Source organism: Pseudoalteromonas sp. Z9A4 (assembly GCF_011378845.1).
GTDB lineage: Bacteria > Pseudomonadota > Gammaproteobacteria > Enterobacterales > Alteromonadaceae > Pseudoalteromonas > Pseudoalteromonas arctica.
In genome coordinates, this window is the sequence record NZ_WTLA01000003.1 from 217,483 (window position 1) to 242,116 (window position 24,634).

A 24,634-nucleotide genomic window follows, 5' to 3' on the forward strand; every position below is an offset into this window, starting at 1 on the left:
AATTTTCGCTCCCCCCCTATTAGTATATGGGGGGAGGGGTGTTTTTCTTGGCATTATCATTACTCGAAATTCCGTATTGGTTTATCAATGGCGCAAGCGCGGGTTTTGAGAGACTAAATAGCTGGTTTGCGCTTCGCTTGGATTCGGCCAGCGAGCATTTTGGGAATAATAGCATTAGTTTGTGGCCTTTCATGAAACAAGTTTCATAAGTTCCTAAGGTAAGCTATCCAGTGGTACGTAATAATTGCACTAAATTATTACGTAACCACAAATATTATAAGGCTATTAATAAACTAAGCCGCTACGCTCAGGCTTCGCTTGGCGGCTTATTTTTATTATAACGATGTGAATAATGTATCAACCTCTAAAGAGTTTTGATTAGATTCAGGTTTTGGTTGGTCGTAAGGATTAGGGCTACATAGTGCCCTATAAGATATTTCTTTATTTTTTATAAGAACATTACAAGAACTAAAATATTGAATAGTAAAACCCATGCTTGCAAGTTCATAAGAATCAATACTAAAAACCCCAAACTTTTCAGTAATAAACTCAAAAATATACTCCCTATGAGTTCTATCAGTTCGTTTTACTATCTGTATACCAGTGACGAAAATATCAGTTGCACCATAAGGTAATTCTACAAAATCAGGGTTAACATTAGAAATCTGAATAGAAGCATTAGGGCCAGTAACACTAGAACCCTTTTTAACACCTTCCACAATTTCTGCATTGGGCTTTTCATCATTCTTAGTAACGGTTTCACTATCGGTAAAATACCATAACCAATAAGATATGCACAAAATGATAGCAAGAAGCGGAAAGGCAAAAATAGGAGTGTAAATGAAATTCTTACCTTGTCCTTTTGTAATACCTCCGGTCGCTGTTGATTTGTAACACTTGTGTACTTCGACTGGGATTTTTTTCCAAGTGATCGTATTTGCTTTGGTTGGGGTTTTTCCGTCAAGCTTTGGGTTGTGGTCGAAGATTCGCGGCCTTCTGTAGTAATAAGGGATTCCCGCGAGGCCATCGAAATATTTGTGTGAATATGCGTATTGGCTGACGTTTCTAATGTATTTGTGAACACTGGTAATATCGGGCGTACAGACGATGATATCCCAGTTGTATTTTCTGTGTCGCATGTAACACTCTTTGAGTGTTTTGGGGTATATAATGTAGCCATGTTCGTTGAATAACTCCCTTCCTAAATCGTCAGTATCGCCACTAGTTAAATTTTCAGGTTTAAACTTTTCTAATTGTTCATAATGATATTTATACCAATGCTCGGGTATCAAATCTTTGTAATTATCAACATGTTTATAATTACAAGATTCAGGTTTAAAAGTGGATTCAGTAGGGTAAACGTCTTGAACCTCATCAATTAAAACTAAAGCGCCTGTTGGCATCCAGTGATACCAATTACGCCAAAGTGATTGGCCTTCCTCGTTCTGGGAAGATAAACGCCAAAGCTGAGCACTTTCAGGGAAAGTTTCTTGTAGCTCTGTTTCGATTTCATCTAAAGGTAAAATACCCTCAATATTAGTTACAACTAAACGGCCTTTTCTTAAAGCAGGTAAAACCTCAAACCAAGTTGCACTAGCTGATTTAAAAGAACCTGGAGCGCCATGAAAAATTGAACTAGACATTAAAAGAACCTCATTACATAACGAGCTATAAATGCTTGAACGATAATATTTAAACCATCAAATAAACGTAAATCTACTAAGGCAGCTTTTACGTCTTGTGGTAAACCACTTGCAGCACTTGCGATTTTTGAACCTACTTGAAAACTTTCAATAATATTTTTTGATATAGACCAAGCTAATTTCATTGATTCAATTTGTGCTGTGATTTTAAACAAAACAATTTTCTCAAATACGTAAGATAAAGCTCTTTCAAAAAAATTAGGGACGTCATTATCAAAGAAATCCCAAAAGTCAGATATAAAATTTCCCGCAGTTGTTGCAGCACCTTGAGCACCTGTAAGTGTCGAAGCTGTTGCAGTGGCCATAAGGAAAAACGGTGAAAAAATCAAAATTAAGAATATAGTTTTTTTTATCATTCTTTGTTACCACCTAATATTATAAAAAGAGCCGAAATTGAAGCTATTAAAATAATGGCTGGAGCTATCATCTGATAGAAATTAGAAAATTTACCAATACCCAAATCAACCTCAACACCTTTAATTATTTCCTTATGGTCAGTATAAGAACCTGAGATATTCGGATCTAAATCTAAAATTGACTCGGATTCTGATTTTATTGTTTCTATATATTCTGTTAACTCAGTTTTCTTGGTTTCTATTTCAGCAGTTACTTGAGCAAGTTCATCAGCAGAAAAAATATCATTAAGACCGCCTTTTTTACGACTTGAAGTAATAGATATAGATTCTTTTTTTGTGTTTTCTTTAATACCTTCCAAAAGTGTTGTTTGCTTGGTTGATTCGGTATTACCTTTTTTTATCTCAGTTGTAGCAGTACCAACAGCAGTAACAACTTTTGTCGTTTCCTTTATTTGGTCTCGTATTACATCGGTTGTTTCTTTAGTACCTTTGTAAGTATTTAAAGTATTAGATTTTATGGTAGCTAATAATTCATTTGAATTTTGGGTTTCCTTAGCCATTCTATCTAAACGTTCTGCATGCGATTCAATACCAGAATTCATATTGTCGTTAATAACTTTTAAGTTATCGTTTATCTGATTTATTCCATCTAAAGAATTATCTTTATCAGTATCATCGGCATCATCAGGTGTTTTAGGTGCGTCTGGGTCTGGTGTTGGCTCTGGGTCATCTGGATTTTCAGGTTCATCAGGTTCATCAGGGTCTTCAGGTTCTGGGTCTGGTTCAGGCTCTGGGTCAGGAACACAAGATACAGGTTCAGTTGAACCGTAAGAAACTGGTATGTTGTAACCGCCATTGCTATCAGTTTGTATTTCACATTGACGACCATCAGCAGCAGGAAAGCAAACGCTACCAGAGCCGCCAACAGCGAAAGAAAAAGGGTCATTATCAGTCGGTTCAGGGCAATCTGGATCTTTCTCTGGAGATAAATTATCGAGTAATTTTGCACACATAAAAGTCGGAGCTAATGGGTCAGTAGGCATTATATCGACAGGAACAGGGTTATCATGTTCAGGAAAACCATACGGGGGACAATACCAAGATTTACGTTCATATTGATTTGAATAATTAACAACCCAAATATGTAAGCGAGTTTCAGGGTCCCAACCACCAGAAGCATAAGGGTTTTTAACTTGTCCATATACATTAACTGTAGGGCCACTTGATGAGGAATTAGTTAAATTTTCACATTCTGAGTAAGCATATCTTCTTTCAGGATGTTCAGGAAGACCAGCGGAAGCTCTATATAATTCACAAGAGTTCATTTTTGCCTCAACAGGATTTCGACCACAAGCCTCAAAACCAAATGCAGAAACACAAGTCTCTAAGCCATCAGAATATGGAGATTTTAAATCATCCAAGTCAAACAAGCCTGAATCAGCAGAAACAAAAAAAGCGCTTAATAGCACCAATAAAAATATTAGTAATCGCATGTAAGCGCCTTTTATGTGTTGGCGGTTTTACCCGCCTTTGTTAACTGGTTCTTACTCCACTTGAAAAGCCTTCGACAAAGCACCAAACAAGAAATGAGGCAAGGCCAATTGAGGTAACCATTTTACTTATTAAGCTTTGATACAATCATGCCAATAGCAAAACCGATTGCAGCAACAGTAATTACACCAGCAACAACTGCTGTATAGTTTGTTGTACCATCGCCTACAGCAGCACCAATTTCAGCAGAATAATCAGCTGCGAATGATGAGCCAGAAGCAACAACTGAAGTAAGTAAAAGACCAGCTTTTGCGCGTTTTGAAGCTAAGATATTTTGAAATTTTTTCATTTTAGTATTCCCTGTAGTTATGTTTTACCCATTACTCGGACGACACGACCGATACAATGAGCTGTTATAAAGGCGACTAATGCCGCCGAATTAATTAGGCCGAAAGTGGCCAAGTCAAAAGCAAATAGCTCATTAAGAACATTTACTAATCCGTGTTGCTGTAGTTCTAAGAACTCAGCTTGTGTAACCATCACAAAATCACAAACACCAGTAACGGCTTTTAAAGTTTGGTCGGGTTGGATAGCTACGCATTGAGACATTTACTGTTTGACCAACGAAACGTCAGCAACAATATTGCGTGACATATTTCTAGGGTCTGGTTGTAAAACCAAATCAACTTCACAAATACCATTAGCATCTGTAATTTGTTTAAACTTGTTGTAAAGGGTTTGGTCTTCAGTCATTTCTACACTTTTAGGTTCAAAGCCACATTTTTGTATATTGTGATCGCCTTGAATGTAGTCTTGCTCTGGTACTAAGTACGAGATAGAAGAAAACGAATAAGGTTTAGCAGCGCCTGATTTACTAGAAACACCACGACCCATAGCCGCAGATAATAAAATTACTTTCATGTTGTTAACTCCATTTGGTTGGGTGGGGTAATACAGGCCTTGTTAATAGAGTCGGGTATATCCCAAGGATTTAGGCCTTTAGTTAGTCGATTAATTATTTCTATATCTGTTAATTCTTTTACATGACGTAAAAAATTTAAGTATTTACCGTAAGACTGAACGCAGTAACGTTCTAAACGTTCGGCAATTAAAGCGCCGTTATTTTGTCTTTTTCTGCTTGTGGTTCTAATTTCAAGACGTTCAGCAGTAATAAAAGCAAAAGCGGGATAGGCAGCAGCAAATACAGCATCGGTATTGAGAAGTGCATCCAAGGGGATAACACGATCAATACTGCGAAGCTCAAGCTCAGCACGAACCCAGTTAGGCTGAAATTCACTTTCCATTTGCTTTCCTTTTTCATACATACGTGCCATTTTTCCATTTTTACGACTTCCTACGTAAAGGGTGTTGCCGCCATTGGCCACACAGTCATATCGTTTTTGCCAGCCGTGCTTTTTCTTAAACTCAGCTTGTTGTAAATCTGTTAGCTTTTTGAGTTCACCCGTTTGAATAAACGAGAAAGAGGGCGCTTGATTGGTTTTACAAAAACCGCCTTCTTCTAAATTTTGGAAGTAATCAAGAACGGTTCTATTACCTTCGTAATCATCGTAAGCAATATCTAAACGAGTAATTTTTACATTAGGCATTTTTTGCAACATAGTATGCAATTTAGGAATATCTAAACCAGCACATCCAGTACCAGAAAATGAAATCATAACGCCACCATTATTAGCGCCCCAAGCAATTACACCTGAGTTAATATCGTGACGATAAAGTGTTGCTGACTTCTCGTAAGTGAACATGCCACCGGAATTGTCACGGTATGACCAACTAAGTGTGTCACTGGTTAAACGGTCAGCAGCAGTAGCAACTTCTGTATTTAATAGGTGCATAAATTTAGAAATATCACCTTCAATTAATGATGTGAGTGCTTTGTAACGCTTTGTTTTTCTTACAACACTTTTAAGAAAGTGCTTTCTATCTTCTTCTGGTATTTCTTGAATAGAGTTGTATTGACGGTACTTAGAAGAGCCTGAAAGGTTATTATCAAACAGTTCGTTGTAGTAATAATCAGAGTTGAAAAGGACTGTTTCGCTTACATCAACATCTAGATCATCAGTTGCAACAAGTGATGTTTTAGTATCATTTGTGAAGTCATCTGTTGGATTATTGGCGAACATTTCAGCACATAACATGGCGTTATATGCTTCTTTATAGGATGAAAAATCACCATTTCCGAATGCTAATTTAGCATCAAAACGACAACGGGCAACTTCATTTGGAGAGAAAACAACCGTTAAATAATCGATTTTAGTAAGTTGTTGAGTTGGGTTTTTAGCGTTCTGGGTCATAATCAAACACCCCAGAATCGAAAAGTTCTTGCCAATTATTGTCGTCTACATCAATTATTTCGAAGGTTTCACCGTTACAGTAATCAATGCAAAATGCCATTGCTTCTGAACGTGAAGAATACATAAGCGGGTGTTCAATTTTATTGAAACCTAATGCGTATTCTTCTATGCCTGAAATGTATTGAAGGTAGAATTTCAATTCCTGAGTCCTTTAGAAAGATAGTGCACAAGTTTGTGCAATGGCTCAGAATGTAGCGCACAATATTGTGCAACGTCAAGAATATATTTTACATTTTTGTGCGCTATAATTGATTTAGAGAGGAGATATATATGTCATTTAGTTACCAACTCATTGAAAAATACAAAGAATTCAAAGGTTATTCACAGGACAAACAAGTTGTTTCTGATTTGGATGGAGTTACGTCGGGTTCATTGTCACAAATTAAGCGAGGCGAGAGACATTTAACTGCTAATCAGTGTATTTTTTTGGCTAATATTGTTGGAACTGACCAAAAAGAAGCTTTATTAAACTTAGCAATTGAGAAATCAAAAACTAAAGAAGAAAGTAAAATATGGTCGGATATTGTAAAAAAGATTAGCGCTGCATGTATTGCGGGCATTGTTGCAGCTGCGTGTCTAACTGGTCCAGTAGTGACCCCGCATTTGCGGTATAAGAGATAGCCCATAAATTACGTTATGTTAAATTGGTTGGGTTTTAATAAAGCGAGCGTGATTATACAAACCAGCTCGCTTTTAGGAGAGTAATTTGGTGGTTAATTAAGCTCTGAATCAACCCAAAACTTAGTTCCCTTTAATACAGCTTGTAGTGCAAGGCCATTTTCGGTTACAGAATATACAGTAACTTGATCTGCAATCGCTTCGGCAACTAGTGCACCGCCTTTATCTTCATATTTTGCTGCTGCATCAGCGTTTCCGCCAAATGCCCAACCATGTTCAATAAATCTATTTAGTGCAGCTTGGTTATGAAAAACCATTACAACGTTAAAATCTTTAACGCCTAAACCAAGTCCTAAACCGGCTTCGCCCATATTCATGTAAGTCGATTTACCTGTGAGATTATTTCTAACAACACCGTAACCACCGCCAAAGCTAGCAAGCACTACATTTACATTTGCGTTATCGAATACAGCATAACCAGCAGAGTTAGCAATTTGTTTTTTAACATCAGGTTTTTCAGCGTATAATTTATCTAATGTGTTTGCTTTCATACTTTGTACAAGTGAACGTTTTTCGCTTGGCGATGCACTACCTGTAGTAGCACACCCAGTTAACGCAACAGTGAAAGCAAGTACACTTAGTATAATTAGTTTTTTCATAATGTTTTCCTTAATAAGATATAGCAACCAACAACCATAGAATAATCACGATATTAAAATAATTAGAACTTTGCTATGTCCAATACTAGACAGTATCGGACTTTAACGTTATTCTGTAAGTCTATTATTTAATTGAATATTTATACATTATGCTTGTTGCTTTGGTTGATACGTTAAAACAATTAAGATATCAAATTGCCCATCTAGATGACGGTACTCTCAATTCAGAATACCCAGAACTTGCATCCTTTATACAGGAAATTGGCTTGACTGTAACTGAATCAAAAGCCGATCTGACATTCTTGTATCAGTTTTTATATGTTTATGGCCGAAAGTCAGAAGCGACTTATAGTCGTTTTCGAAATGAGCTTGAACGCTTTTATTTATGGTCATGGTTAATAGCAGAAAAATCAGTATTCGATTTAAAACGTGAAGATATTGAAGCTTACGTTGATTTTATGGTCGAACCCGATAAAGCATGGGCTGCAACTTCAGTGCAATGGCGTTATAAAGATGAACAAGGAATTCGTCGATTAAACCAAAACTGGCGCCCTTTTATGCTTAAAGAATCCATTGCTAGTCAGCAAACTTTATCGTCTATGTTTACAGCATTAAATGTGTTTTATAAGTTTGCCTTACTAGAAGAAAAAACATTTGCTAACTTTGTCCCTGTTGTTAAAAAAAATAGTCCGTACTTAGTTGTTCAATCACAAATTCAAATTCCAGACACATTAAGCGATATTCAATGGGAATACGTTTTTGGTGTAACGCGTGATTTATGCGAACATAACCCTGATTTAGAGCGAAACTTATTTACGCTTGCATGTTTAAAAGGTCTTTATCTACGAATCTCAGAATTATCTGAGCGCCCACAATGGTCGCCGGTGATGTCCCATTTTTGGCAAGATAATGATGGCTTTTGGTTTTTACGTATAATGGGCAAAGGTAATAAATTACGAGATGTAACCTTAAGCGATGATTTTGTTGAATATTTAAAACGTTATAGACTATACAGAGGTTTACCTGCCCTTCCCCGTGTTGATGAATCAGATCCCTTGGTTCATAAAATTCGCGGGCAAGGTGGTATGACCGTAAGGCAAATTAGGCGTTTAGTTCAACAAAGTTTTGATTATGCACAGCAATCATTACTTGATGATGGTTTTAAAGATGATGCTGAACAACTTGGCGCTGCAACTGCACATTGGCTTCGTCATACTGGTGCCACACATGATGCGCAAACCAGACCGCTTAAACATTTATCAGAAGATTTAGGTCATTCTAAAATTGCGACTACCGATCAAATTTATATTCAAACAAATATTAAAGAGCGAGCAAAGTCAGGACTTAAAAGGAAAATTTAATGGAGTATTTAGTAATAGCATTTATAGGCGGATTATTTTTAATTTATTCTTTAACACTTCGCCAGTTAGAAAAAACAGAAGTAACAGGCCCAATGTTTTTTGTTGTTGGCGGAATATGTTTAGCTTTAGTGCTACCCAACGAAGGGCATAAAATAAAAGAAGGCGTTGATCTTTTATTACCATTTATAGAGCTTACGCTAAGTATTTTTTTATTTTCTGATGCAGCTAAATCAAAGTTGAGTGTATTAAGGCATAGTTTTCAGTATCCTAGTTTACTGTTGTTTGTTGCCCTACCCTTAACTTTGTTACTTGGTATTGCTGTTTCTTTATTTTTCTTTGCTGAGCTTTCACTTATTCAAGCAGCGTTGCTCGCTATTATTTTAACACCTACCGATGCGGCATTAAGTAAAGGGTTACTAGCAAGTACACAAGTGCCTGAAAAAATACGCGAAGGAATAAATACTGAAAGTGGTTTGAACGATGGATTATGCGTACCCATATTTTTAATATTTATATTACTCGCTAAAAATCCTGATTCAGCTATTACCGCAACACAAACATTAAGTGTGTTTGGACGAGAGCTTGGCTTGGCTTTATTAATAGCTATTACAAGTATTGCTGTTTTTATACCGAGTTTAAACTTTGCAATGAAACGTCATTACTTTGCACAAAATACCAGTCCGTTTTTATTACTCGGTTTTGCTATGGCTGTGTTTTCTGTCACTCAGTATTTTCATGGCAGTGGATTTATTGCGGTGTTTATTGCAGGCTTATTATTTGATAAATTTTCGACCGAAGAAGTTAGAACAGAATTAATTGAAGACTCAGAGCATATCGCAGATTTCACATCGTTAATGATTTGGTGCTTGTTCGGGTTTGTTTGTGCTTACTTAGTTATTCCTAAATTAAATACTGAAATTATAATTTACGCTTTGTTAAGTACAACATTGATTAGAATAATTCCAGTTATGCTGTCTCTGCAGTTTACGGCACTGAGTATCAAAGAGCGTTTTACATTTGCGTGGTTTGGACCAAGAGGGTTAGCATCAATTGTTTTTACATTGATGGTGATAGATACGCAAATAGAAAACAAATATCAAATAGCGACAATAGCAATGACGACTATTTTGTTTAGTGTATTTATACATGGTATTAGCACTAGACCTATTGCCGATAGTTTTGTTAAAAAATAATTATTTAAACTAGATAAATTAAGAATACGTATTAAAAAAGGCGTAACGGTTATTTTCATCACTGATGAAGTTAATCGTTGCGCCTTTTTGTATTTTATAAATAATTTACTAAATAGTTATTTAGATAAAACTATTTAAGTACTCTTATATAAGTGTTCTTATTTAAGCACTCTTATTTTATAAAGTTATTTAAGAACCTGTGCTAGTAATTCAATTGGGTGTTTTGGTTTAAATTGTTCAAAACGTTTAACTTGGCTACGACAAGAAAATCCCGTAGATAAAAGTTGCTCAGGTTTATTTTTATCTACAATTGGTTTCCAGCTCATTTCGTAAAGCGCACGTGAGTTATCTTGATTTTGTGCTTCGTGGCCATAAGTTCCCGCCATTCCACAACAACCTGTATTTGTTGTTTTTAATGTTAAACCAATATCATTGAAAATTGTTTGCCATACATTTGCTGCTTTTGGCAGCGCAGTTGTTTCAGTACAATGACTCAGTAATGTAAATTCGGTATCTGTATTTTGTTTTGCGCTTAGTGATTTAAACGATTGTGTTTCGAGCCATTCATGGGCAAGTTGCACATTAAATTCACCACGGTTATTTTCTAAAATTGTATTATATTCATCGCGGTAACACATAACGAGTGACGCGTCTAAACCGACTAACGGTGCATTAATATCATTTAATTTATTTAAAAACTCGGCTGCATTTTTAGCTGTAACTTTAAATTCATGTAAAAAACCTTTTACGTGTTGCGGTTTACCATTTGGTTTAAAAGGTAATAGCATTGGTTTTTTGCCAAGTTGGGTTATTAAAGTAATAAAACTTTCTACTAATTCCGCTTCGTAAAAGCTCGTAAATGGGTCTTGTACTATTAATACATATTCACTTTGTTGCTCTGCATTTAATTTATTTAGTAAATCAAAATCGAATTTTTGTGTTTTAGTAACACGCTTTGAAAGTGCAGGAATACTTAACTGTGGTGTATCAACATAGCCAACCGTTTTTTTAATAACATTACTGACTAATGATGTTTTAACAATTGGATTTATGACTTTAGCGAACTTTGCCATTAATGGCGCGCTGTTTTCTATGTTACCAACAAGGTAATCTTTTAGCGGGCGTGCATAATAACTATGATAATAATTTAAAAAGCGCGAACGAAAAGTGGGTACATCTACTTTAATTGGACATGCTGTTGTACATGCCTTACATGCTAAACATTCATCCATTGACGCTTTTACTTCGTGAGAAAAGTCGTAAATACCTTTTCGTTTTTCGCGGCTATGAACAAAACGTTCCCACCAGGTAATGACTTCACCTTTGTTAAGTTGCTTTTCTACTTCGAGTAAATCAACATCTTTTGACTCTTGAAGGCGCAGCCATTCGCGCATTAAACTTGCACGCCCTTTTGGTGAATTACGGCGATCGCCGGTCACTTTATACGATGGGCACATGGGTGAATTTTCATCGTAATTAAAACATATACCATTACCATTACAGGTCATTGCGTTGTTAAAACTAGTTTTAACGTCTATTGATATTTGCTTATCGAAGTGCGATCTCTTTTGTCCATCTACACTAACTAGTGAGTCTTCACTATCGATAGGAGTACATATTTTACCGGGGTTAATGCGATTGTTAGGATCGAAAGCTGTTTTTATTTTTCGAAGTTGCGTATATAAATGCTCACCAAAAAACTCAGGGCTATATTCACTACGGTAACCTTTACCGTGCTCGCCCCACATTAAACCGCCGTACTTAGCGGTTAGTTTTACGACCTGATCTGAAATAGTTCTAAGTAGTTTTTCTTGTTCTGGGTCACACATATCAAGTGCTGGGCGTACGTGTAAAACGCCCGCATCAACATGGCCAAACATACCATACTGTAAATTATGACTGTCGAGTAATGCTCTAAATTCGACAATATAATCTGCTAAATTTTCAGGCGGTACAGCGGTGTCTTCTGCAAAGGCGAGAGGTTTTTGGCTGCCTTTTACATTACCTAATAAACCCACTGACTTTTTACGCATTGCGTAAATTTTTAGTATATCGCTTTTATCACTGGTTAACTGATAACCAATAACGCCATTAGTTTGATTTTTTACGCATTCATCTAGAAGCTTACAAAGCGTGTCTACTTTGTCTTTTATATCATCGTTTGATACTGCATTAAACTCGACCATGTTAAGGCCTTGCATATCTTTATTTGGTACATCGGTTATTAAGTCCGATACTAAATTCCAAATGATATCTTCACGCGCTAAGTTTAAAACTTTGCTATCAACGGTTTCTACCGATGTTGCACGTGCATCGACTAAAAATGGTGAATGACGAAGTGCTGAGTCAAAACTATCATACTTAATATTAATAAGCGTTTTGAATTCGGCAATAGGCGTTAGGTTTAATTTTGCTTCAGTTACTATACCTAATGAGCCTTCTGAACCCGTTATTAGTCGGCTCATGTCAAAGGTAAGTAAGTCATCACTTAGTACATGCTCTAGGTCGTAGCCGGTTAAAAAACGATTTAACCGTGGAAACTTAGCTAAAATAGCAGCGCGTTCATTAACTGATATATCTAAAACTGTTTTATATAAACTACCAATTAGTGAGTCTTGATTCGCTATAATTTGTGCTTTGTCGATGTCTATTGGGGAGGTGCACATAGGTGTGCCATCAACTAAATAAGTTGTTAGCCCTAAAACATGATCGCTCGTTTTACCGTAAACTAACGAGCCTTGCCCCGATGCGTCAGTACTTATCATGCCACCAATAGTTGCCCTGTTACTGGTAGATAAATCGGGTGAGAAGAAAAAGCCATAAGGTTTTAAAAAGTCATTAAGTTGATCTTTTATTACGCCGGTTTGAACGCGTACCCAGCCTTCTTCTACATTTATTTCGAGGATTTCGCGCATATAGCGAGACAAATCTACAACAATACCAGGTGTTAACGATTGTCCGTTAGTGCCTGTTCCACCGCCACGAGGACCAAAAGTTAATGATAAAAACGGGTCGCGAGATGCTGTTTGCAATGCGAGCTGAATATCTTTTTCACTTTTTGGAAAAATAACACCTTGCGGTATTTGCTGATACACACTGTTATCGGTTGAAGCGGTAATACGCGTTGCATAACTTGCGTCGGTATCTCCGGTAAAGCCTTGGTTTGCAATGGTATTTAGGTAGTTTGCGACAAGTTCTGTCGCGGCATCTTGCTGTGTAATTGTTGCTATCATGACGGCGATATTTTAGGGCATTTGACTAATTATATCATGGTGATGGCGAATAGAAATTGAAGATTTTACAGTTTGTAACACTCTTTTAATCGATTTTAATCCAGCTTAAATTATACTCAAGTTAACCATTTGCGAGGCGTATTATATGAAAAAATTGCTATTACAGATCAGTGGCGTGTTATTTATTTTGCTAGGATTATTTTTTGCGGTTGTAGCTAGGGCGTGTTGACCTTTGGTTGTTGACCTTTGGTTGTTGAATTTGCAGCAGTATGTTTGGTTTTTAGGCAAGGCAGAGCCTATGTAGTGTGGTTACTCCCCATAAATAGGTGATAACGCAGCATAAATACCAAACATGCGCTGCCCAATGGGTTCTTTCTAGGGACGATTAACTCTTTGTTGCTCTATTTTTACTTAGCCCACTAGGTTACAAACCTCGCGCCGCGATTTAATAGCCCCTAGATTGAACAAATTTCAATCCACAAAGATCAACACGCCCTTAGCCTTCACTTATATTTTTTATGGCGGGTTTATTATGCTTTTCGTTTTACTACCCTAAAGCGCGACATTATTTATCACTTTGTCAAAAGACGTTAACTAAATCATGTGTTTATTTAGATAAAAAATTAGCCCGTTAATTTACTTTTAATTGAGCATAAAAAAATGCCAGCAATACATTGCTGGCATTTTTATAGCCTACATATTTATCACTTTGCTAATTTTTTAGCTAGGTATAACCATGTTTCTATTACTGTATCTGGATTTAGTGAAACAGAGTCAATACCCTGCTCTACTAACCATGCTGCAAAGTCTTCGTGATCTGAAGGACCTTGGCCACAAATACCTACGTACTTTCCTTTTGCTTTAGCTGTTTTAATTGCCATAGAAAGTAGCTTTTTAATTGCAGGGTCACGCTCATCAAATAAATGTGCGATTAAACCAGAATCACGGTCAAGACCAAGCGTTAACTGTGTTAAATCGTTAGAGCCGATAGAAAAACCATCAAACATTTCTAAAAATTCATCTGCAAGTAATGCATTTGAAGGTAGCTCACACATCATGATTACTTTAAGACCATTATCGCCGCGTTTAAGGCCATGCTCTTCTAGTAATTCAATTACGCGTTTACCTTCTTCAAGGGTACGTACGAATGGGATCATGATTTCGATATTAGCCATATCCATGTCGTTTCTTACGCGTTTTATAGCTTCACATTCTAGTGCAAAACAATCGCGGAAATCTTCAGAGATATAACGTGCGGCACCACGAAAACCAATCATTGGGTTTTCTTCTTCTGGCTCGTATTGCTGGCCACCAACTAGGTTTGCGTATTCGTTTGATTTAAAATCAGACATACGAACAATTACACGCTCTGGTGCAAATGCACACCCTAGAGTAGAAATACCTTCAACCAGTTTTGTTATGTAAAATTCTACTGGTGATTCGTAACCGGCAATCATGTCAGTAATTTCTGCTTTTAATGCATCTGTTTGAGCATCAAAATTTAATAATGCTTTAGGATGAACGCCAATCATACGGTTGATAATAAATTCAACTCGCGCAAGGCCAACACCTGCATGCGGTAAGCGTGCAAAGTCAAATGCACGATCGGGGTTACCCACGTTCATCATAACTTTCATTGGTAGTTCAGGCATTTTATCAACGCGTGACGTTAGTATTTCAAAGTCTAAAATACCTTCGTAAATAAAGCCAGTATCGCCTTCGGCGCACGATACAGTGACTTCTTGTCCCGCTTTAATTAAATCAGTTGCGTTACCACACCCTACAACAGCCGGTATACCAAGTTCGCGTGCAATGATTGCCGCGTGACACGTACGTCCACCACGATTTGTAACAATCGCTGCAGCACGTTTCATGATTGGTTCCCAATCAGGGTCGGTCATATCGGTTACTAAAATGTCGCCTACTTGTACCTGATCCATTTCTTTGATTGAATCAAGAACACGAACAACACCGCTACCAATTTTATGACCAATTGCACGGCCTTCAACAACAACGTTGCTTGTGCCGTTTAATTGAAAGCGTTCCATTACGTTAGAGTCTTCGTTTGAGCGAACAGTTTCTGGACGTGCTTGAACTATATATAGTTTGCCGTCGTTACCGTCTTTTGCCCATTCGATGTCCATAGGACGACCGTAATGTTTTTCGATGATTACAGCTTGCTTGGCAAGTTCTTGCACTTCTTCATCTGTAATCGAAAACTTATTTGAAAGCTCAGGGGCAACATCAACGATGTCAACTTGCTTACCGTGCGCTTTATCTTCTGAGTAAATCATTTGAATGGCTTTAGAACCAATGTTACGACGTACTACTGAAGGTTTATTTTTAAGGAGTGTTGGTTTATGAACATAAAACTCATCAGGGTTAACTGCGCCCTGTACAACCATTTCACCTAAGCCGTAGCTTGATGTAATAAATACAACGTCTTCAAAACCAGACTCTGTATCAATGCTAAACATTACGCCAGATGCTGATTTATCTGAACGTACCATGCGCTGAATACCCGCTGATAGGGCCACACCACGGTGATCGTAACCTTGGTGAACTCGATATGAGATTGCACGGTCGTTAAATAATGAAGCAAATACGTGTTTAATAGCGACCATGACTGAATCGATACCAACAACGTTAAGGAAAGTTTCTTGCTGGCCTGCGAATGATGCATCTGGCATATCTTCAGCGGTAGCTGATGAACGTACTGCGAATGATACATCTGCTTCAGTATCGCCATGGAGTTGGCTATATGCGTCGCGAATGGCTTGATCTAGGTTTGGTTGGAATGGTGTGTCGATTATCCATTGGCGGATGTCGGCACCGACTTTAGCGAGTGTATTTACATCATCAACATCAAGTGTATCTAGGATGTTGTGAATTTTTGCTGTGAGTCCTGATTGATCTAAAAACTCATTAAAAGCATCTGCGGTAGTTGCGAAACCACCCGGTACTTGTACACCAGCGTTTGCTAGGTTTGAAATCATTTCGCCAAGTGAAGCGTTTTTACCGCCAACTCGAGGAACATCTTGCATACCAAGCTCTTGATACCAGAGAACGTATTCTTGCACGGATCTTTCTCCAAAAAAAACAAATTGTAGGTCTAACTGTGAGAGTTAAGAAAGAAAACCTTTTATAAAGGTCATCATCATTCTACACTGGCAATAGTCCTCACGTAAACCGTGAGAAACCCATTTTAGGGATTTAAACGCAATAAAAAGGTTAATTATGAGAACTGCTTTTTATATATCAGATGGAACCGCTATTACTTCAGAGGTGTTTGGGCATGCGACTTTGTCGTTGTTTCCTATCGATTTTAATCATAAAACAATTCCATTTGTAGAAACTGAAGAAAAAGCGCACGAAATTAAAGCATTAATTAATGCAACCGCTGCAAAAACAGGCGAAAAGCCATTTGTTTTTTTTACTTTTGTTAACCACAATTTAAGTGAAATTATAAAATCGGCTGATGCAGTCACGTATGACTTTTTAACTACATATAGCGAAAAAATAGAAAAAGAACTCAATGTAGCCCCAGTTCCTAAAATGCATCGTACGCATTCCATCCACGAAAAAAGTTATGATTTTAGAATTGATGCCGTTAATTATGCTCTTATGAATGATGATGGCGGAAATATTAAAAACTTTTCTGAAGCAGACATCATTTTAATTGGTGTTAGTAGAAGTGGTAAAACACCCACAAGCTTATACTTAGCACTGCAGTACGGCATTAAAGCGGCTAACTACCCTATTACAGAAGAAGATTTAGACAATGAAGGTTTGCCTAAGTGTTTAGTCCCTTATAAACATAAGTTATTTGGACTTACGATTGACCCTGAGAGACTTGCGGCTATTAGGCATCGACGTATGGCGAACTCTAAGTATGCTTCAATTAAACAGTGTCGTATTGAGGTTCGCGAAGTGGAAATGTTGTATAAGCGTCATAAAATTGCTTACTTTAATTCTACGCATCATTCTGTTGAAGAAATATCTGCAAAAATATTGATAGAAACAGACTTGGAGCGACGTAAGTACTAACTTACTCATCAAAGAAATAAAAAAACCGCAACTAAGCGGTTTTTTTGTATCAATAAATATTATTTACGTGCGTCTTTTAGTAAATCAGCTACTAAAAAGCCTAACTCTAATACTTGGTCGGCATTAAGGCGTGGATCACACTGCGTTTTGTAACGCTGTGCTAGGTCATCGTCAGATAAACCGTAAGCACCGCCAGTACACTCTGTAACGTGCTGGCCTGTCATTTCTAGGTGAACACCACCTGCGTATGAACCTTCAGCTTTGTGTACAGCGAAGAACTGACTGATCTCGCGCATAATATTGTCGAAGTTACGTGTTTTGTAACCTGATGTCGCTTTTTCAGTGTTACCGTGCATTGGATCTGAGCTCCAAATTACTTTACGGCCTTCTTGTTGAACTCTTCTTACTAGTGCTGGAAGTTTTTCAGGAAGTATATCTGCACCCATACGCGTAATTAGCGTTAAACGACCAGGAATGTTATCTGGGTTTAATGCATCAATTAAACGAATTAGGTCATCTGGGTCCATACCTGGGCCAACTTTAACACCAATTGGGTTTTTAATGCCTTTGAAAAACTCAATATGTGCATGATCTAGTTGACGAGTACGTTCACCAATCCAAACAAAGTGAGCAGAACAATCGTACCAATCACCAGATAAGTGGTCGCGACGAGTAAGCGCCTCTTCGTAACCAAGTAGTAACGCTTCGTGAGAAGTGTATAAATCGGTTTCTTTTAAGCTTGGCGCAATTGTAGAGTTAATTCCGCACACTTCCATAAACTCTAGTGCGTCTTGAATTTTATCAGCAAGCTGTTGGTATTTTTCTTTAAGTGGATTTGCAGCAACAAAGCCCATGTTCCAACGGTTTACCTGGTGAAGATCGGCAAGACCACCTTGTGCAAAAGCACGTAATAAGTTTAACGTAGCGGCACTATGATGGTATGCAGTCATTAAGCGTTGTGGATCGGGTATACGTGCTTCTTCTGTAAACTCGATATTATTAATAATGTCGCCACGGTAAGATGGTAAAGACACGCCATTAATTGTTTCTAAGTCTGCTGAACGAGGTTTAGCGTATTGACCAGCCATGCGCGCTATTTTAACTACAGGGCATTTACCGCCGTAAGTTAATACAACAGCCATCTGTAAGATTGTTTTGAATGTATCGCGAATGTTAGCGGCATTAAAATCGCTAAATGATTCTGCACAGTCACCACCTTGAAGTAAAAAAGCACGCCCTTCGCACACATCTTCAAGTTGTTTGAATAGGCTTCTTGTTTCTTCAGCAAAAACTAAAGGTGGTGCCGTTTTTAATTGGCTTTCTACTGATTTAAGTATTTCTTGATCCGGGTACTGTGGCTGCTGCAGTATTGGCAGCTCTCTCCAGCTATTTGGGTTCCACGATTGCATAATTTTTCCTCATTCCTACATTACCTGATAAGAAGAAATTAACGTATGCAGGCCCCTATGTTCAAGGACTAAATTCACTATTTTCCAATTATTTAGTTATGAGTTAAGTATAATAGTAATCTTACTTAACCTAGGTGGTTATATAACATACACTTTAGTTTTATTTCGAAGAAACTAAAGTGTTTAAATACATGAGTTTAGAGCTAACTATTTACAATTTTAACGCATTGAGAATAAATAGTACATAAGGGTATGTTATACGTAATTTAGATAGGAACACATCATACTTAAATAGCTGCTTCTGTAATCTTAACTTTACGCGGGCAATTAATTAAAAGCTATCAAGTGCTATGTGCAGAGCTTAATGTATGATATGACCGTTTGTGGTGATCATTTATCTGCGCTTTAAATCCTAGACGCATAGTCTTGTATAGCACTCGTATGCAGGACTATATTCACAAGTGCCACAACTTAAAGGTGTGGTAGGCCATTAAGTTTTCTCTTCAAAGTGATAGTGCTAATTTACAATTCATCATGATTAAAGCCCCTACTGCTTGAAGTATCCTTAAAGAGAAACTGATATCAAAAAGCATTTGTAGTCATTGTAACCTTTAGCCTGATCACCGTACTGCCAACACGGTGTAATATGAGTCAATAATTATAAATACTAAGACTGTTAGATAAATATATGAAAATTATATAACTCCGCTTAACTCATTTTTCTAAACTTAGTTTTATCACCTACTACGTAGATTATCTAGTACTTGGCGTATTAGCCTTTTTATATACGACAAAGTAAATACTCCAATGTCATATGAATTAGTAAGGAGTTTCAATCTTTCTTAGTATATATATTCTCACCATAAAGAACACATCATACTTAATTTAATTATAATGTAAGAGTGAGCACCGAGTACTGTTAATTATTAATTTAGACAAAGCAAAGTGCATGTAATAATATAAGGCTAGTAAGATGTGTTCTTTGAGGTGTGTAATGGTAACGAAGGTACAAATTAGAAGTCAGTTTGATTTAATGAACGAATTAACTTTGAGATTGATTGAAGAACTAAAAGAGTGTGAATTCTCCAAAGCGGAATATTATCAATTACCAGATGTAAGGAGTTTCGATGAGAGTAAAGTTCCAGAATCTATACTTGTTTCTAAAATCACTGGAGTACCTGCTCAAAAAGCAATCCTAAACTCTTTTTCAGACATGTATAAAAAATCAGGATTAAGCAGTCGTGTTTTAAAAAGGCACCCTGGTTTGCTCGTTATTAAAAATGCAGATAAACAAGCTTTAAATAATCGTATAGCTCAAGTAAATAAAGCTAAAGCTACGTTTAAAGAATGTATTTTAGCTATTGATAGCAACGATGCTCGATTTGAAGCAGTTCACAATGCTATACCAAATTTAATAACGCTTGCCGCATATCGTAAAATTCATAGTGAAAGCGAATCGCCATTTTCGGTTAGGTTTACTTGGATGCACAAACACGCAACTAAAACGCTGACTAAAAAAATGGCTCTCGAAATGCTCGACAAATCGGCCAGTTATCGAAATCCAAGAATGATAGATCAACAAAAATGGCAATCACTTGTAGCTCAAGAACAATTAAGGGTTGCTAGTTTAGGCGAAAAGGAAAAACTTAGAATTCGCCGCCCTACTCGTGTGAGTCCACAGGTAAATGTGAGATATACGGCGCAAAATCGCTATCATGTGAGTGCTGCATTACCCTTTATTCTGATTAATCCAGAACCAGACGTAAAATTAGGTATATTACCTGATTATCAAAAACCTGAAACTCACCCTCGTAAGCGCGAGTATGATTTTTTGGTTGATAGGTTATATTTAGAACAGGTTGAGCGTTAGTCATTATGTTAAAAAGGCCACACTATGTGGCCTTTTTAGTTATGCGTACAGTATTTAAAATAACGGTTATTATTTTTCTACTATTTCTTCAATTTTATCTTCATCAATCAGCACGGCATTTTCAACAATGCGTTTACCGCCTTGGATTTCAATGCGTTTATTGTGTTTGTTCAATGTAAGAATTTCATCGCAAAACTGATCAGACGGGTGCATTTCGTATGTGTAATCGATAATGTTACCGGTTTTTTCATCTTTAACGTTTGTAATGCTGTATTCTGATATTGCACCTTTTTCAATCAAATCTTTCATTGTGGTGGTCATATCACGACGAAGTGCTTTTAATTTATTTTCGGTAATATCATCAGTTGAATAAATAGATCCGTATTTTTCCATAATAGAGAGTAATCTAAAATGGTACGTTTTACCTGGTGCTGCATAACGCCAAAGGTGATACAAACGAAGCATCATCCAACGCGATAATCCACGTTTTAATTCTTGAGCGCTATTAAAGTAATACCCTTTGTATTCAAGGTTATCAATCATGTTATGAACAAATGCATTTAAACAGGCGACACATTTTACATTGCCACCCTGACCTTTTTTGCCACTAAAATGGAGTGACGATAAAAAGTTCATGTTTGACTCGTAAAACGAATCATCTATATCAGAATTTTTAGTATCTGTTGCCGAATATTTAAATGAAAGTTTAGAACCTTGCAATGCTTCAAGTGACTCTTTTATTGCAGGATATGGCATTGACTGCCCTACCGCTTTGAGTTCTTGTGCTAATTCGTTCATAGAAAAAACAACCGCATATTGAATACCGGATTTAAAATTAATTTTAACTATTTTGCCTTTAGAAGCTAAACGAATAAGTGCTCGCTCTACTTTTTCTTCTCTATCTGATGGCCAAACAAGGTATTCAACATCTTCGCCATCTTTGCGTGTACTTACAACAGCTGGCGTTATTTTTATTTCGCCATCGTACAAAATACCATCTACTTTTTCAGATATTTTACGCGTAATAATTGTTTTTTTAGGCGCTTCTTCAAGTGGCAATTTTTTATAGCCCGAGCGAACAAAGCGTCCCCACAAATCATAGTGATTAAACGTGTTTGAATATGCACGTAATCCATGTGCTGCATTTTCAATAGAAATTCGCACGTCTTTGTTGTCTGTAAATAGTGCTAAACTTTCGTTATCTATTGCACTTTCCACCCCGTGGATTTGGCCCCTAAGTGTATCGGGCAAGTTATCTACCGAGATGTTGACCTTTCGGCTCATTGTTCTTATTTCCATTTTTATTGCGACAGCTAATAACAACACATTAAGCAACAAAAGTTAAATGTTTAAGTTAGTATAAAAGTGATCTGACTTTAAATAAAACGTTTGGATCACTATTATACTAAGTGATGTACATTACTTACGATTTCAGATCATATTTATACTAACTGGACTATCACAAATCTAATTTTTACTAACTCAGCTGTTATTTTGTCCATTACAATGGCTTAATTTTAAAATTAAGCACGACAAATACACCAAAAAATATATTCCCCTGTGGATAAAGCCTTACCGAGTTAGAATAGATCTGATCTGTACCAAGTACAGATCAGATCTATACTAATTAAAAGCGTATTTTTATGTTGCGACTAGTGCATAACTTTATAATTTACTTAGTAAAAAACTGATCTGCAGGGCTCTTTTTGTTCATAACTTCATGCGTAACCTGTGCATAACTCTATATTTAAAATAGACCTTAGTAAAAAGCTGATCCGCAGGTAGATAAAGATCTGATCTTAACCAAGTATAAACCTGATCTGTTTTTTTAAACATTATTCATATAAATCATAATGTTATGTGTTATTTTTACACCCTTAACCTTTATTACCTTATATATTTAACCACCTTTATACTTCTTTATTTATACTAAGCAATATTAAAGGTGTAAAAATATTTTTAGATGTCTTGTTCTTAAAATGCATGTCGTCTTAAATAGTTGTTTACAGCTATTTGAATGGACATTATACTAACTGCCTAACTTTGAGGAAGAAAGTATGTCTATCAACAATAACGCATTAAGTACCTATCGGCTTTTGAAAGCCACAGCTGAAGTTGCTGAAAAATCATTAGAAGGACGTATTCAGCACTACCGTGCCCATCTTAAATCAGAAGAAAAAGAATTAAGAACGTATACGCAAAAAGCAGCTGCTGATTTATTAGGTTGTAATAATCGTACTTTAAAAAGACGTCATGATAATGGCGACTTCGATGATTTAAACATAAAACGCGGTGCTAACGGTCACTATGCTTACACATTAGTAAATATTTTTGCTATGGCCGATATTATGGACATTAAACCAGATCACCGTACTGGTGATGACAAACTGCAAGTTATTGTTATTAACTCCCTCAAAGGCGGTTGTGGTAAAACAACTAGCATGGTTAATATTGCAGCAGCCTTAGCAACTACAAATATAAAACGTTATCGCATTGGTATTATTGATTTAGATCCACAAGGTTCATCCTCAAGCTTTTTTCCTTCAAGTGAGCACGAGCCGATTACTGTCGGTGATTTAATGCGCGATTGTATAGATTTAGACGAGGGTGAAACATGGCCTGAATTTGTGTCTAACTCATTTTTACCAACGCATATACCAAATATTCGTGTACTACCATCGGGTATGGATGACTTTTACTTTGAGCACGAAACAGCAACATTGCTCAAAGATACCTCTAATTATGAACAAACTCGCCACTACCATAAGTTACTTGAGAAAGTAATTGATCCCGTTAAAGACGAGTTTGATATTATCTTAATTGACACAGCACCTACCCTTAACTTTATGTTTTATAATGCATTAATGGCCTCTACAGCGATGCTTATTCCTGTTCATCCGGAAGCTGTAGATTTTGATGCTAATAACAAATATTTAAAACGACTAGGTGAGATTTACCATACAGTTGCAGCACTTGGCCATGAGGGCTGGGATTTTATGCAATTTTTAGTGACCAACTATGTGAAAGGTAATCACTCACAGCGCGATATCGTTAAAGATGTTCGTAGTGCATTTGGTCGCCAAGTAATGAGCTACCCAATCAATCACAGCTCCGCGATTACCGCTAGTTCATCGTCTTTCAACACTATTTTTGATCAAAAAGCGTCAGACAGCTTAGCAAGTCGTGAGTCATTAATGCGCGCTCAAGAAAATATTAAAGATGTGGTCGATGAGCTAGAAATGCTTATTCGTTCAAATTGGCAGTCAACTCAATCAACACTCAATACCCCTAAGTAAGGATGTTAAATAAAAATGGCTAAAAAACGTAAAAATGACACCCGCTTAGATCCATTCGCAACTGCTGTAGGCAGTAGTAGCCTTGATGCATTACTAGAACAAGCGAATGCTGGCGATGTAATTAGAATGCCTGCACCGAGCGACCCTGCTCGTCAAATTACGCTTGTTTGTAAAGTGATCGCACATGCTGATATTGAATCTACCACTGGTGTATATGGCAAAAATCGTCGTGTACAGGCACTTCTAAACGAAAAGTCAGTATCAGACATTCTTCCTGCAATTCGTGAAGATGGCCGAAATCAACATCCTGCCCTACTTTGGGATCAAGGTGACAAAAGTTTAGTTCTGGCAGGTTCACGTCGTCGTATGGCCTGTATTTTAGGTAACGCAGATTATTTAGTACTTAGTTCAAGCGATTTTACTGATCAAGATGCAAAAATTTTAGCGGTATCTTCAGATCAATACATTGCTCCTAGTTTATGGGAGCTTGGCCAAGCATACCAACAAACTAAAAATGAGCTTATTGAGCAAGGTAAAAAAGGATCTTACAGAGAGATTGCCGCGGTAGAAGGTGTATCGCATACTGCAATTGCAGATGCAATTAAAGCTTATGAGCAAATTCCTGCTGATGTCATTGCGCTTTACCCTACTGCTAATCACGTAGGTCGCGAAGTCGCTAAAAAGCTTGTTAGCGCAAAGGAGCGAGACGAAGAGGCGTTTAATCAACTTGTTAGTGCCCTTGCTAGTGATGAAGAGTTAAATGCGATTACAAGCGACGACAAGCGTGCAATGGCGATCACTAGATGCCTAACTTCAGAGCCACAAGTAGCTGTTAAGCGCGAAGCTGTACTAGAAAATAACTTCATATCGGTACAACGCAATTTAAAAAGCGGTGATGTCTCTATCAAAATTGATAATAAAGTAATGACAGACAAGCGCTTAGAGCAATTAACTAAGTTATTAAGTGCCTTTAATTAGTTAGTTAAATAATGATCTGTCAGGCATATTTACTTAGTTAAATAGTGA

Annotated in this window: 21 protein-coding genes; 8 read left to right on the forward strand and 13 right to left on the reverse strand. The window is 37.0% G+C overall.

Annotated features, from left to right (window positions below):
* The first annotated feature begins 47 nt into the window (after window positions 1-47).
* Window positions 48-209, forward strand: a complete 162-nt coding sequence (locus GQR54_RS04365; RefSeq protein ID WP_166376662.1) for a hypothetical protein — start codon at window positions 48-50, stop codon at window positions 207-209.
* A 126-nt stretch (window positions 210-335) separates the two neighbouring features.
* On the opposite strand, the gene GQR54_RS04370 is transcribed toward GQR54_RS04365, so the two are convergent.
* From GQR54_RS04370 to GQR54_RS04405, 8 genes are all read right to left on the reverse strand, one after another.
* On the reverse strand, window positions 336-1,643 hold the full coding sequence (locus GQR54_RS04370; RefSeq protein ID WP_166376663.1) for a zonular occludens toxin domain-containing protein: 1,308 nt from the start codon (window positions 1,641-1,643) through the stop codon (window positions 336-338).
* Window positions 1,643-2,059 (reverse strand): DUF2523 family protein, encoded by a 417-nt coding sequence (locus GQR54_RS04375; RefSeq protein ID WP_166376664.1) that lies wholly within the window; start codon window positions 2,057-2,059, stop codon window positions 1,643-1,645. Before GQR54_RS04375 ends, GQR54_RS04370 begins: the two co-directional genes overlap by 1 nt.
* Entirely contained in the window at window positions 2,056-3,552 is a 1,497-nt protein-coding gene (locus tag GQR54_RS04380) for a hypothetical protein (RefSeq protein WP_166376665.1), read from the reverse strand. Before GQR54_RS04380 ends, GQR54_RS04375 begins: the two co-directional genes overlap by 4 nt.
* Window positions 3,553-3,674: 122 nt before the next feature.
* On the reverse strand, window positions 3,675-3,899 hold the full coding sequence (locus GQR54_RS04385) for a hypothetical protein (protein ID WP_166376666.1): 225 nt from the start codon (window positions 3,897-3,899) through the stop codon (window positions 3,675-3,677).
* Window positions 3,900-3,916: 17 nt separating this feature from the next.
* Complete coding sequence (locus GQR54_RS04390) at window positions 3,917-4,159, reverse strand: hypothetical protein (protein ID WP_166376667.1); 243 nt, start codon at window positions 4,157-4,159, stop codon at window positions 3,917-3,919.
* Window positions 4,160-4,471, reverse strand: a complete 312-nt coding sequence (locus tag GQR54_RS04395; RefSeq protein ID WP_024591107.1) for a hypothetical protein — start codon at window positions 4,469-4,471, stop codon at window positions 4,160-4,162.
* Window positions 4,468-5,862: a replication initiation factor domain-containing protein gene (locus tag GQR54_RS04400; protein ID WP_166376668.1), complete on the reverse strand. Its 1,395-nt coding sequence runs from the start codon at window positions 5,860-5,862 to the stop codon at window positions 4,468-4,470. Before GQR54_RS04400 ends, GQR54_RS04395 begins: the two co-directional genes overlap by 4 nt.
* Window positions 5,846-6,061 carry a hypothetical protein gene (locus GQR54_RS04405; protein ID WP_166376669.1) on the reverse strand — a complete coding sequence of 72 codons (216 nt, stop codon included), beginning with the start codon at window positions 6,059-6,061 and terminating at the stop codon, window positions 5,846-5,848. Before GQR54_RS04405 ends, GQR54_RS04400 begins: the two co-directional genes overlap by 17 nt.
* Before the next feature lie 131 nt (window positions 6,062-6,192).
* On the opposite strand from GQR54_RS04405, the gene GQR54_RS04410 reads away from it, so the two are divergent.
* Entirely contained in the window at window positions 6,193-6,543 is a 351-nt protein-coding gene (locus tag GQR54_RS04410) for a DUF3693 domain-containing protein (protein WP_024591110.1), read from the forward strand.
* Between the two features lie 92 nt (window positions 6,544-6,635).
* On the opposite strand, the gene GQR54_RS04415 is transcribed toward GQR54_RS04410, so the two are convergent.
* A complete protein-coding gene (locus GQR54_RS04415) occupies window positions 6,636-7,199 on the reverse strand; it encodes a YSC84-related protein (protein ID WP_166376670.1) in 564 nt (187 codons plus the stop codon).
* Window positions 7,200-7,348: 149 nt separating this feature from the next.
* On the opposite strand from GQR54_RS04415, the gene GQR54_RS04420 reads away from it, so the two are divergent.
* Both GQR54_RS04420 and GQR54_RS04425 read left to right on the forward strand, forming a co-directional pair.
* Window positions 7,349-8,560 (forward strand): tyrosine-type recombinase/integrase, encoded by a 1,212-nt coding sequence (locus GQR54_RS04420; protein ID WP_007583195.1) that lies wholly within the window; start codon window positions 7,349-7,351, stop codon window positions 8,558-8,560.
* Complete coding sequence (locus GQR54_RS04425; RefSeq protein WP_166376671.1) at window positions 8,560-9,753, forward strand: cation:proton antiporter; 1,194 nt, start codon at window positions 8,560-8,562, stop codon at window positions 9,751-9,753. The genes GQR54_RS04420 and GQR54_RS04425 overlap by 1 nt, the downstream gene beginning before the upstream one ends.
* A gap of 185 nt (window positions 9,754-9,938) precedes the next feature.
* Here GQR54_RS04425 and GQR54_RS04430 read toward each other — a convergent pair whose 3' ends face one another.
* Together GQR54_RS04430 and ppsA are read right to left on the reverse strand one after the other, a co-directional pair.
* On the reverse strand, window positions 9,939-12,986 hold the full coding sequence (locus GQR54_RS04430; protein ID WP_166376672.1) for an FAD-binding and (Fe-S)-binding domain-containing protein: 3,048 nt from the start codon (window positions 12,984-12,986) through the stop codon (window positions 9,939-9,941).
* Window positions 12,987-13,690: 704 nt separating this feature from the next.
* The gene (gene ppsA, locus GQR54_RS04435; RefSeq protein ID WP_166376673.1) at window positions 13,691-16,066 is read right to left on the reverse strand and encodes a phosphoenolpyruvate synthase; all 2,376 of its coding nucleotides are present in this window, start codon (window positions 16,064-16,066) and stop codon (window positions 13,691-13,693) included.
* Between the two features lie 157 nt (window positions 16,067-16,223).
* Between ppsA and GQR54_RS04440 the strand changes: the two genes are divergently transcribed.
* The gene (locus tag GQR54_RS04440) at window positions 16,224-17,033 is read left to right on the forward strand and encodes a pyruvate, water dikinase regulatory protein (RefSeq protein ID WP_007583184.1); all 810 of its coding nucleotides are present in this window, start codon (window positions 16,224-16,226) and stop codon (window positions 17,031-17,033) included.
* Between the two features lie 59 nt (window positions 17,034-17,092).
* Here GQR54_RS04440 and GQR54_RS04445 read toward each other — a convergent pair whose 3' ends face one another.
* A complete protein-coding gene (locus GQR54_RS04445; RefSeq protein WP_008167282.1) occupies window positions 17,093-18,442 on the reverse strand; it encodes a 3-deoxy-7-phosphoheptulonate synthase class II in 1,350 nt (449 codons plus the stop codon).
* A 994-nt stretch (window positions 18,443-19,436) separates the two neighbouring features.
* Here GQR54_RS04445 and GQR54_RS04450 point away from each other — a divergent pair.
* Window positions 19,437-20,312 (forward strand): DNA replication terminus site-binding protein, encoded by an 876-nt coding sequence (locus tag GQR54_RS04450; protein ID WP_166376674.1) that lies wholly within the window; start codon window positions 19,437-19,439, stop codon window positions 20,310-20,312.
* Between the two features lie 69 nt (window positions 20,313-20,381).
* Here GQR54_RS04450 and GQR54_RS04455 read toward each other — a convergent pair whose 3' ends face one another.
* Window positions 20,382-21,596, reverse strand: a complete 1,215-nt coding sequence (locus tag GQR54_RS04455; protein WP_166376675.1) for a replication protein A — start codon at window positions 21,594-21,596, stop codon at window positions 20,382-20,384.
* 773 nt (window positions 21,597-22,369) lie between these two features.
* Here GQR54_RS04455 and GQR54_RS04460 point away from each other — a divergent pair.
* Window positions 22,370-23,608 carry an AAA family ATPase gene (locus GQR54_RS04460; protein WP_166376676.1) on the forward strand — a complete coding sequence of 413 codons (1,239 nt, stop codon included), beginning with the start codon at window positions 22,370-22,372 and terminating at the stop codon, window positions 23,606-23,608.
* A 15-nt stretch (window positions 23,609-23,623) separates the two neighbouring features.
* Window positions 23,624-24,586, forward strand: a complete 963-nt coding sequence (locus tag GQR54_RS04465) for a transcriptional regulator (RefSeq protein WP_165727943.1) — start codon at window positions 23,624-23,626, stop codon at window positions 24,584-24,586.
* The last annotated feature ends 48 nt before the right edge of the window (window positions 24,587-24,634 follow it).

Bases quoted from the DNA above. Each gene is read 5' to 3' on its own strand.
- GQR54_RS04370 (WP_166376663.1), bottom strand. From the start codon at position 1,643: ATGTCTAGTTCAATTTTTCATGGCGCTCCAGGTTCTTTTAAATCAGCT.
- GQR54_RS04375 (WP_166376664.1), bottom strand. From the start codon at position 2,059: ATGATAAAAAAAACTATATTCTTAATTTTGATTTTTTCACCGTTTTTC.
- GQR54_RS04380 (WP_166376665.1), bottom strand. From the start codon at position 3,552: ATGCGATTACTAATATTTTTATTGGTGCTATTAAGCGCTTTTTTTGTT.
- GQR54_RS04385 (WP_166376666.1), bottom strand. From the start codon at position 3,899: ATGAAAAAATTTCAAAATATCTTAGCTTCAAAACGCGCAAAAGCTGGT.
- GQR54_RS04390 (WP_166376667.1), bottom strand. From the start codon at position 4,159: ATGTCTCAATGCGTAGCTATCCAACCCGACCAAACTTTAAAAGCCGTT.
- GQR54_RS04395 (WP_024591107.1), bottom strand. From the start codon at position 4,471: ATGAAAGTAATTTTATTATCTGCGGCTATGGGTCGTGGTGTTTCTAGT.
- GQR54_RS04400 (WP_166376668.1), bottom strand. From the start codon at position 5,862: ATGACCCAGAACGCTAAAAACCCAACTCAACAACTTACTAAAATCGAT.
- GQR54_RS04410 (WP_024591110.1), top strand. From the start codon at position 6,193: ATGTCATTTAGTTACCAACTCATTGAAAAATACAAAGAATTCAAAGGT.
- GQR54_RS04415 (WP_166376670.1), bottom strand. From the start codon at position 7,199: ATGAAAAAACTAATTATACTAAGTGTACTTGCTTTCACTGTTGCGTTA.
- GQR54_RS04420 (WP_007583195.1), top strand. From the start codon at position 7,349: ATGCTTGTTGCTTTGGTTGATACGTTAAAACAATTAAGATATCAAATT.
- GQR54_RS04425 (WP_166376671.1), top strand. From the start codon at position 8,560: ATGGAGTATTTAGTAATAGCATTTATAGGCGGATTATTTTTAATTTAT.
- GQR54_RS04430 (WP_166376672.1), bottom strand. From the start codon at position 12,986: ATGATAGCAACAATTACACAGCAAGATGCCGCGACAGAACTTGTCGCA.
- GQR54_RS04440 (WP_007583184.1), top strand. From the start codon at position 16,224: ATGAGAACTGCTTTTTATATATCAGATGGAACCGCTATTACTTCAGAG.
- GQR54_RS04445 (WP_008167282.1), bottom strand. From the start codon at position 18,442: ATGCAATCGTGGAACCCAAATAGCTGGAGAGAGCTGCCAATACTGCAG.
- GQR54_RS04450 (WP_166376674.1), top strand. From the start codon at position 19,437: ATGGTAACGAAGGTACAAATTAGAAGTCAGTTTGATTTAATGAACGAA.
- GQR54_RS04455 (WP_166376675.1), bottom strand. From the start codon at position 21,596: ATGAGCCGAAAGGTCAACATCTCGGTAGATAACTTGCCCGATACACTT.
- GQR54_RS04460 (WP_166376676.1), top strand. From the start codon at position 22,370: ATGTCTATCAACAATAACGCATTAAGTACCTATCGGCTTTTGAAAGCC.
- GQR54_RS04465 (WP_165727943.1), top strand. From the start codon at position 23,624: ATGGCTAAAAAACGTAAAAATGACACCCGCTTAGATCCATTCGCAACT.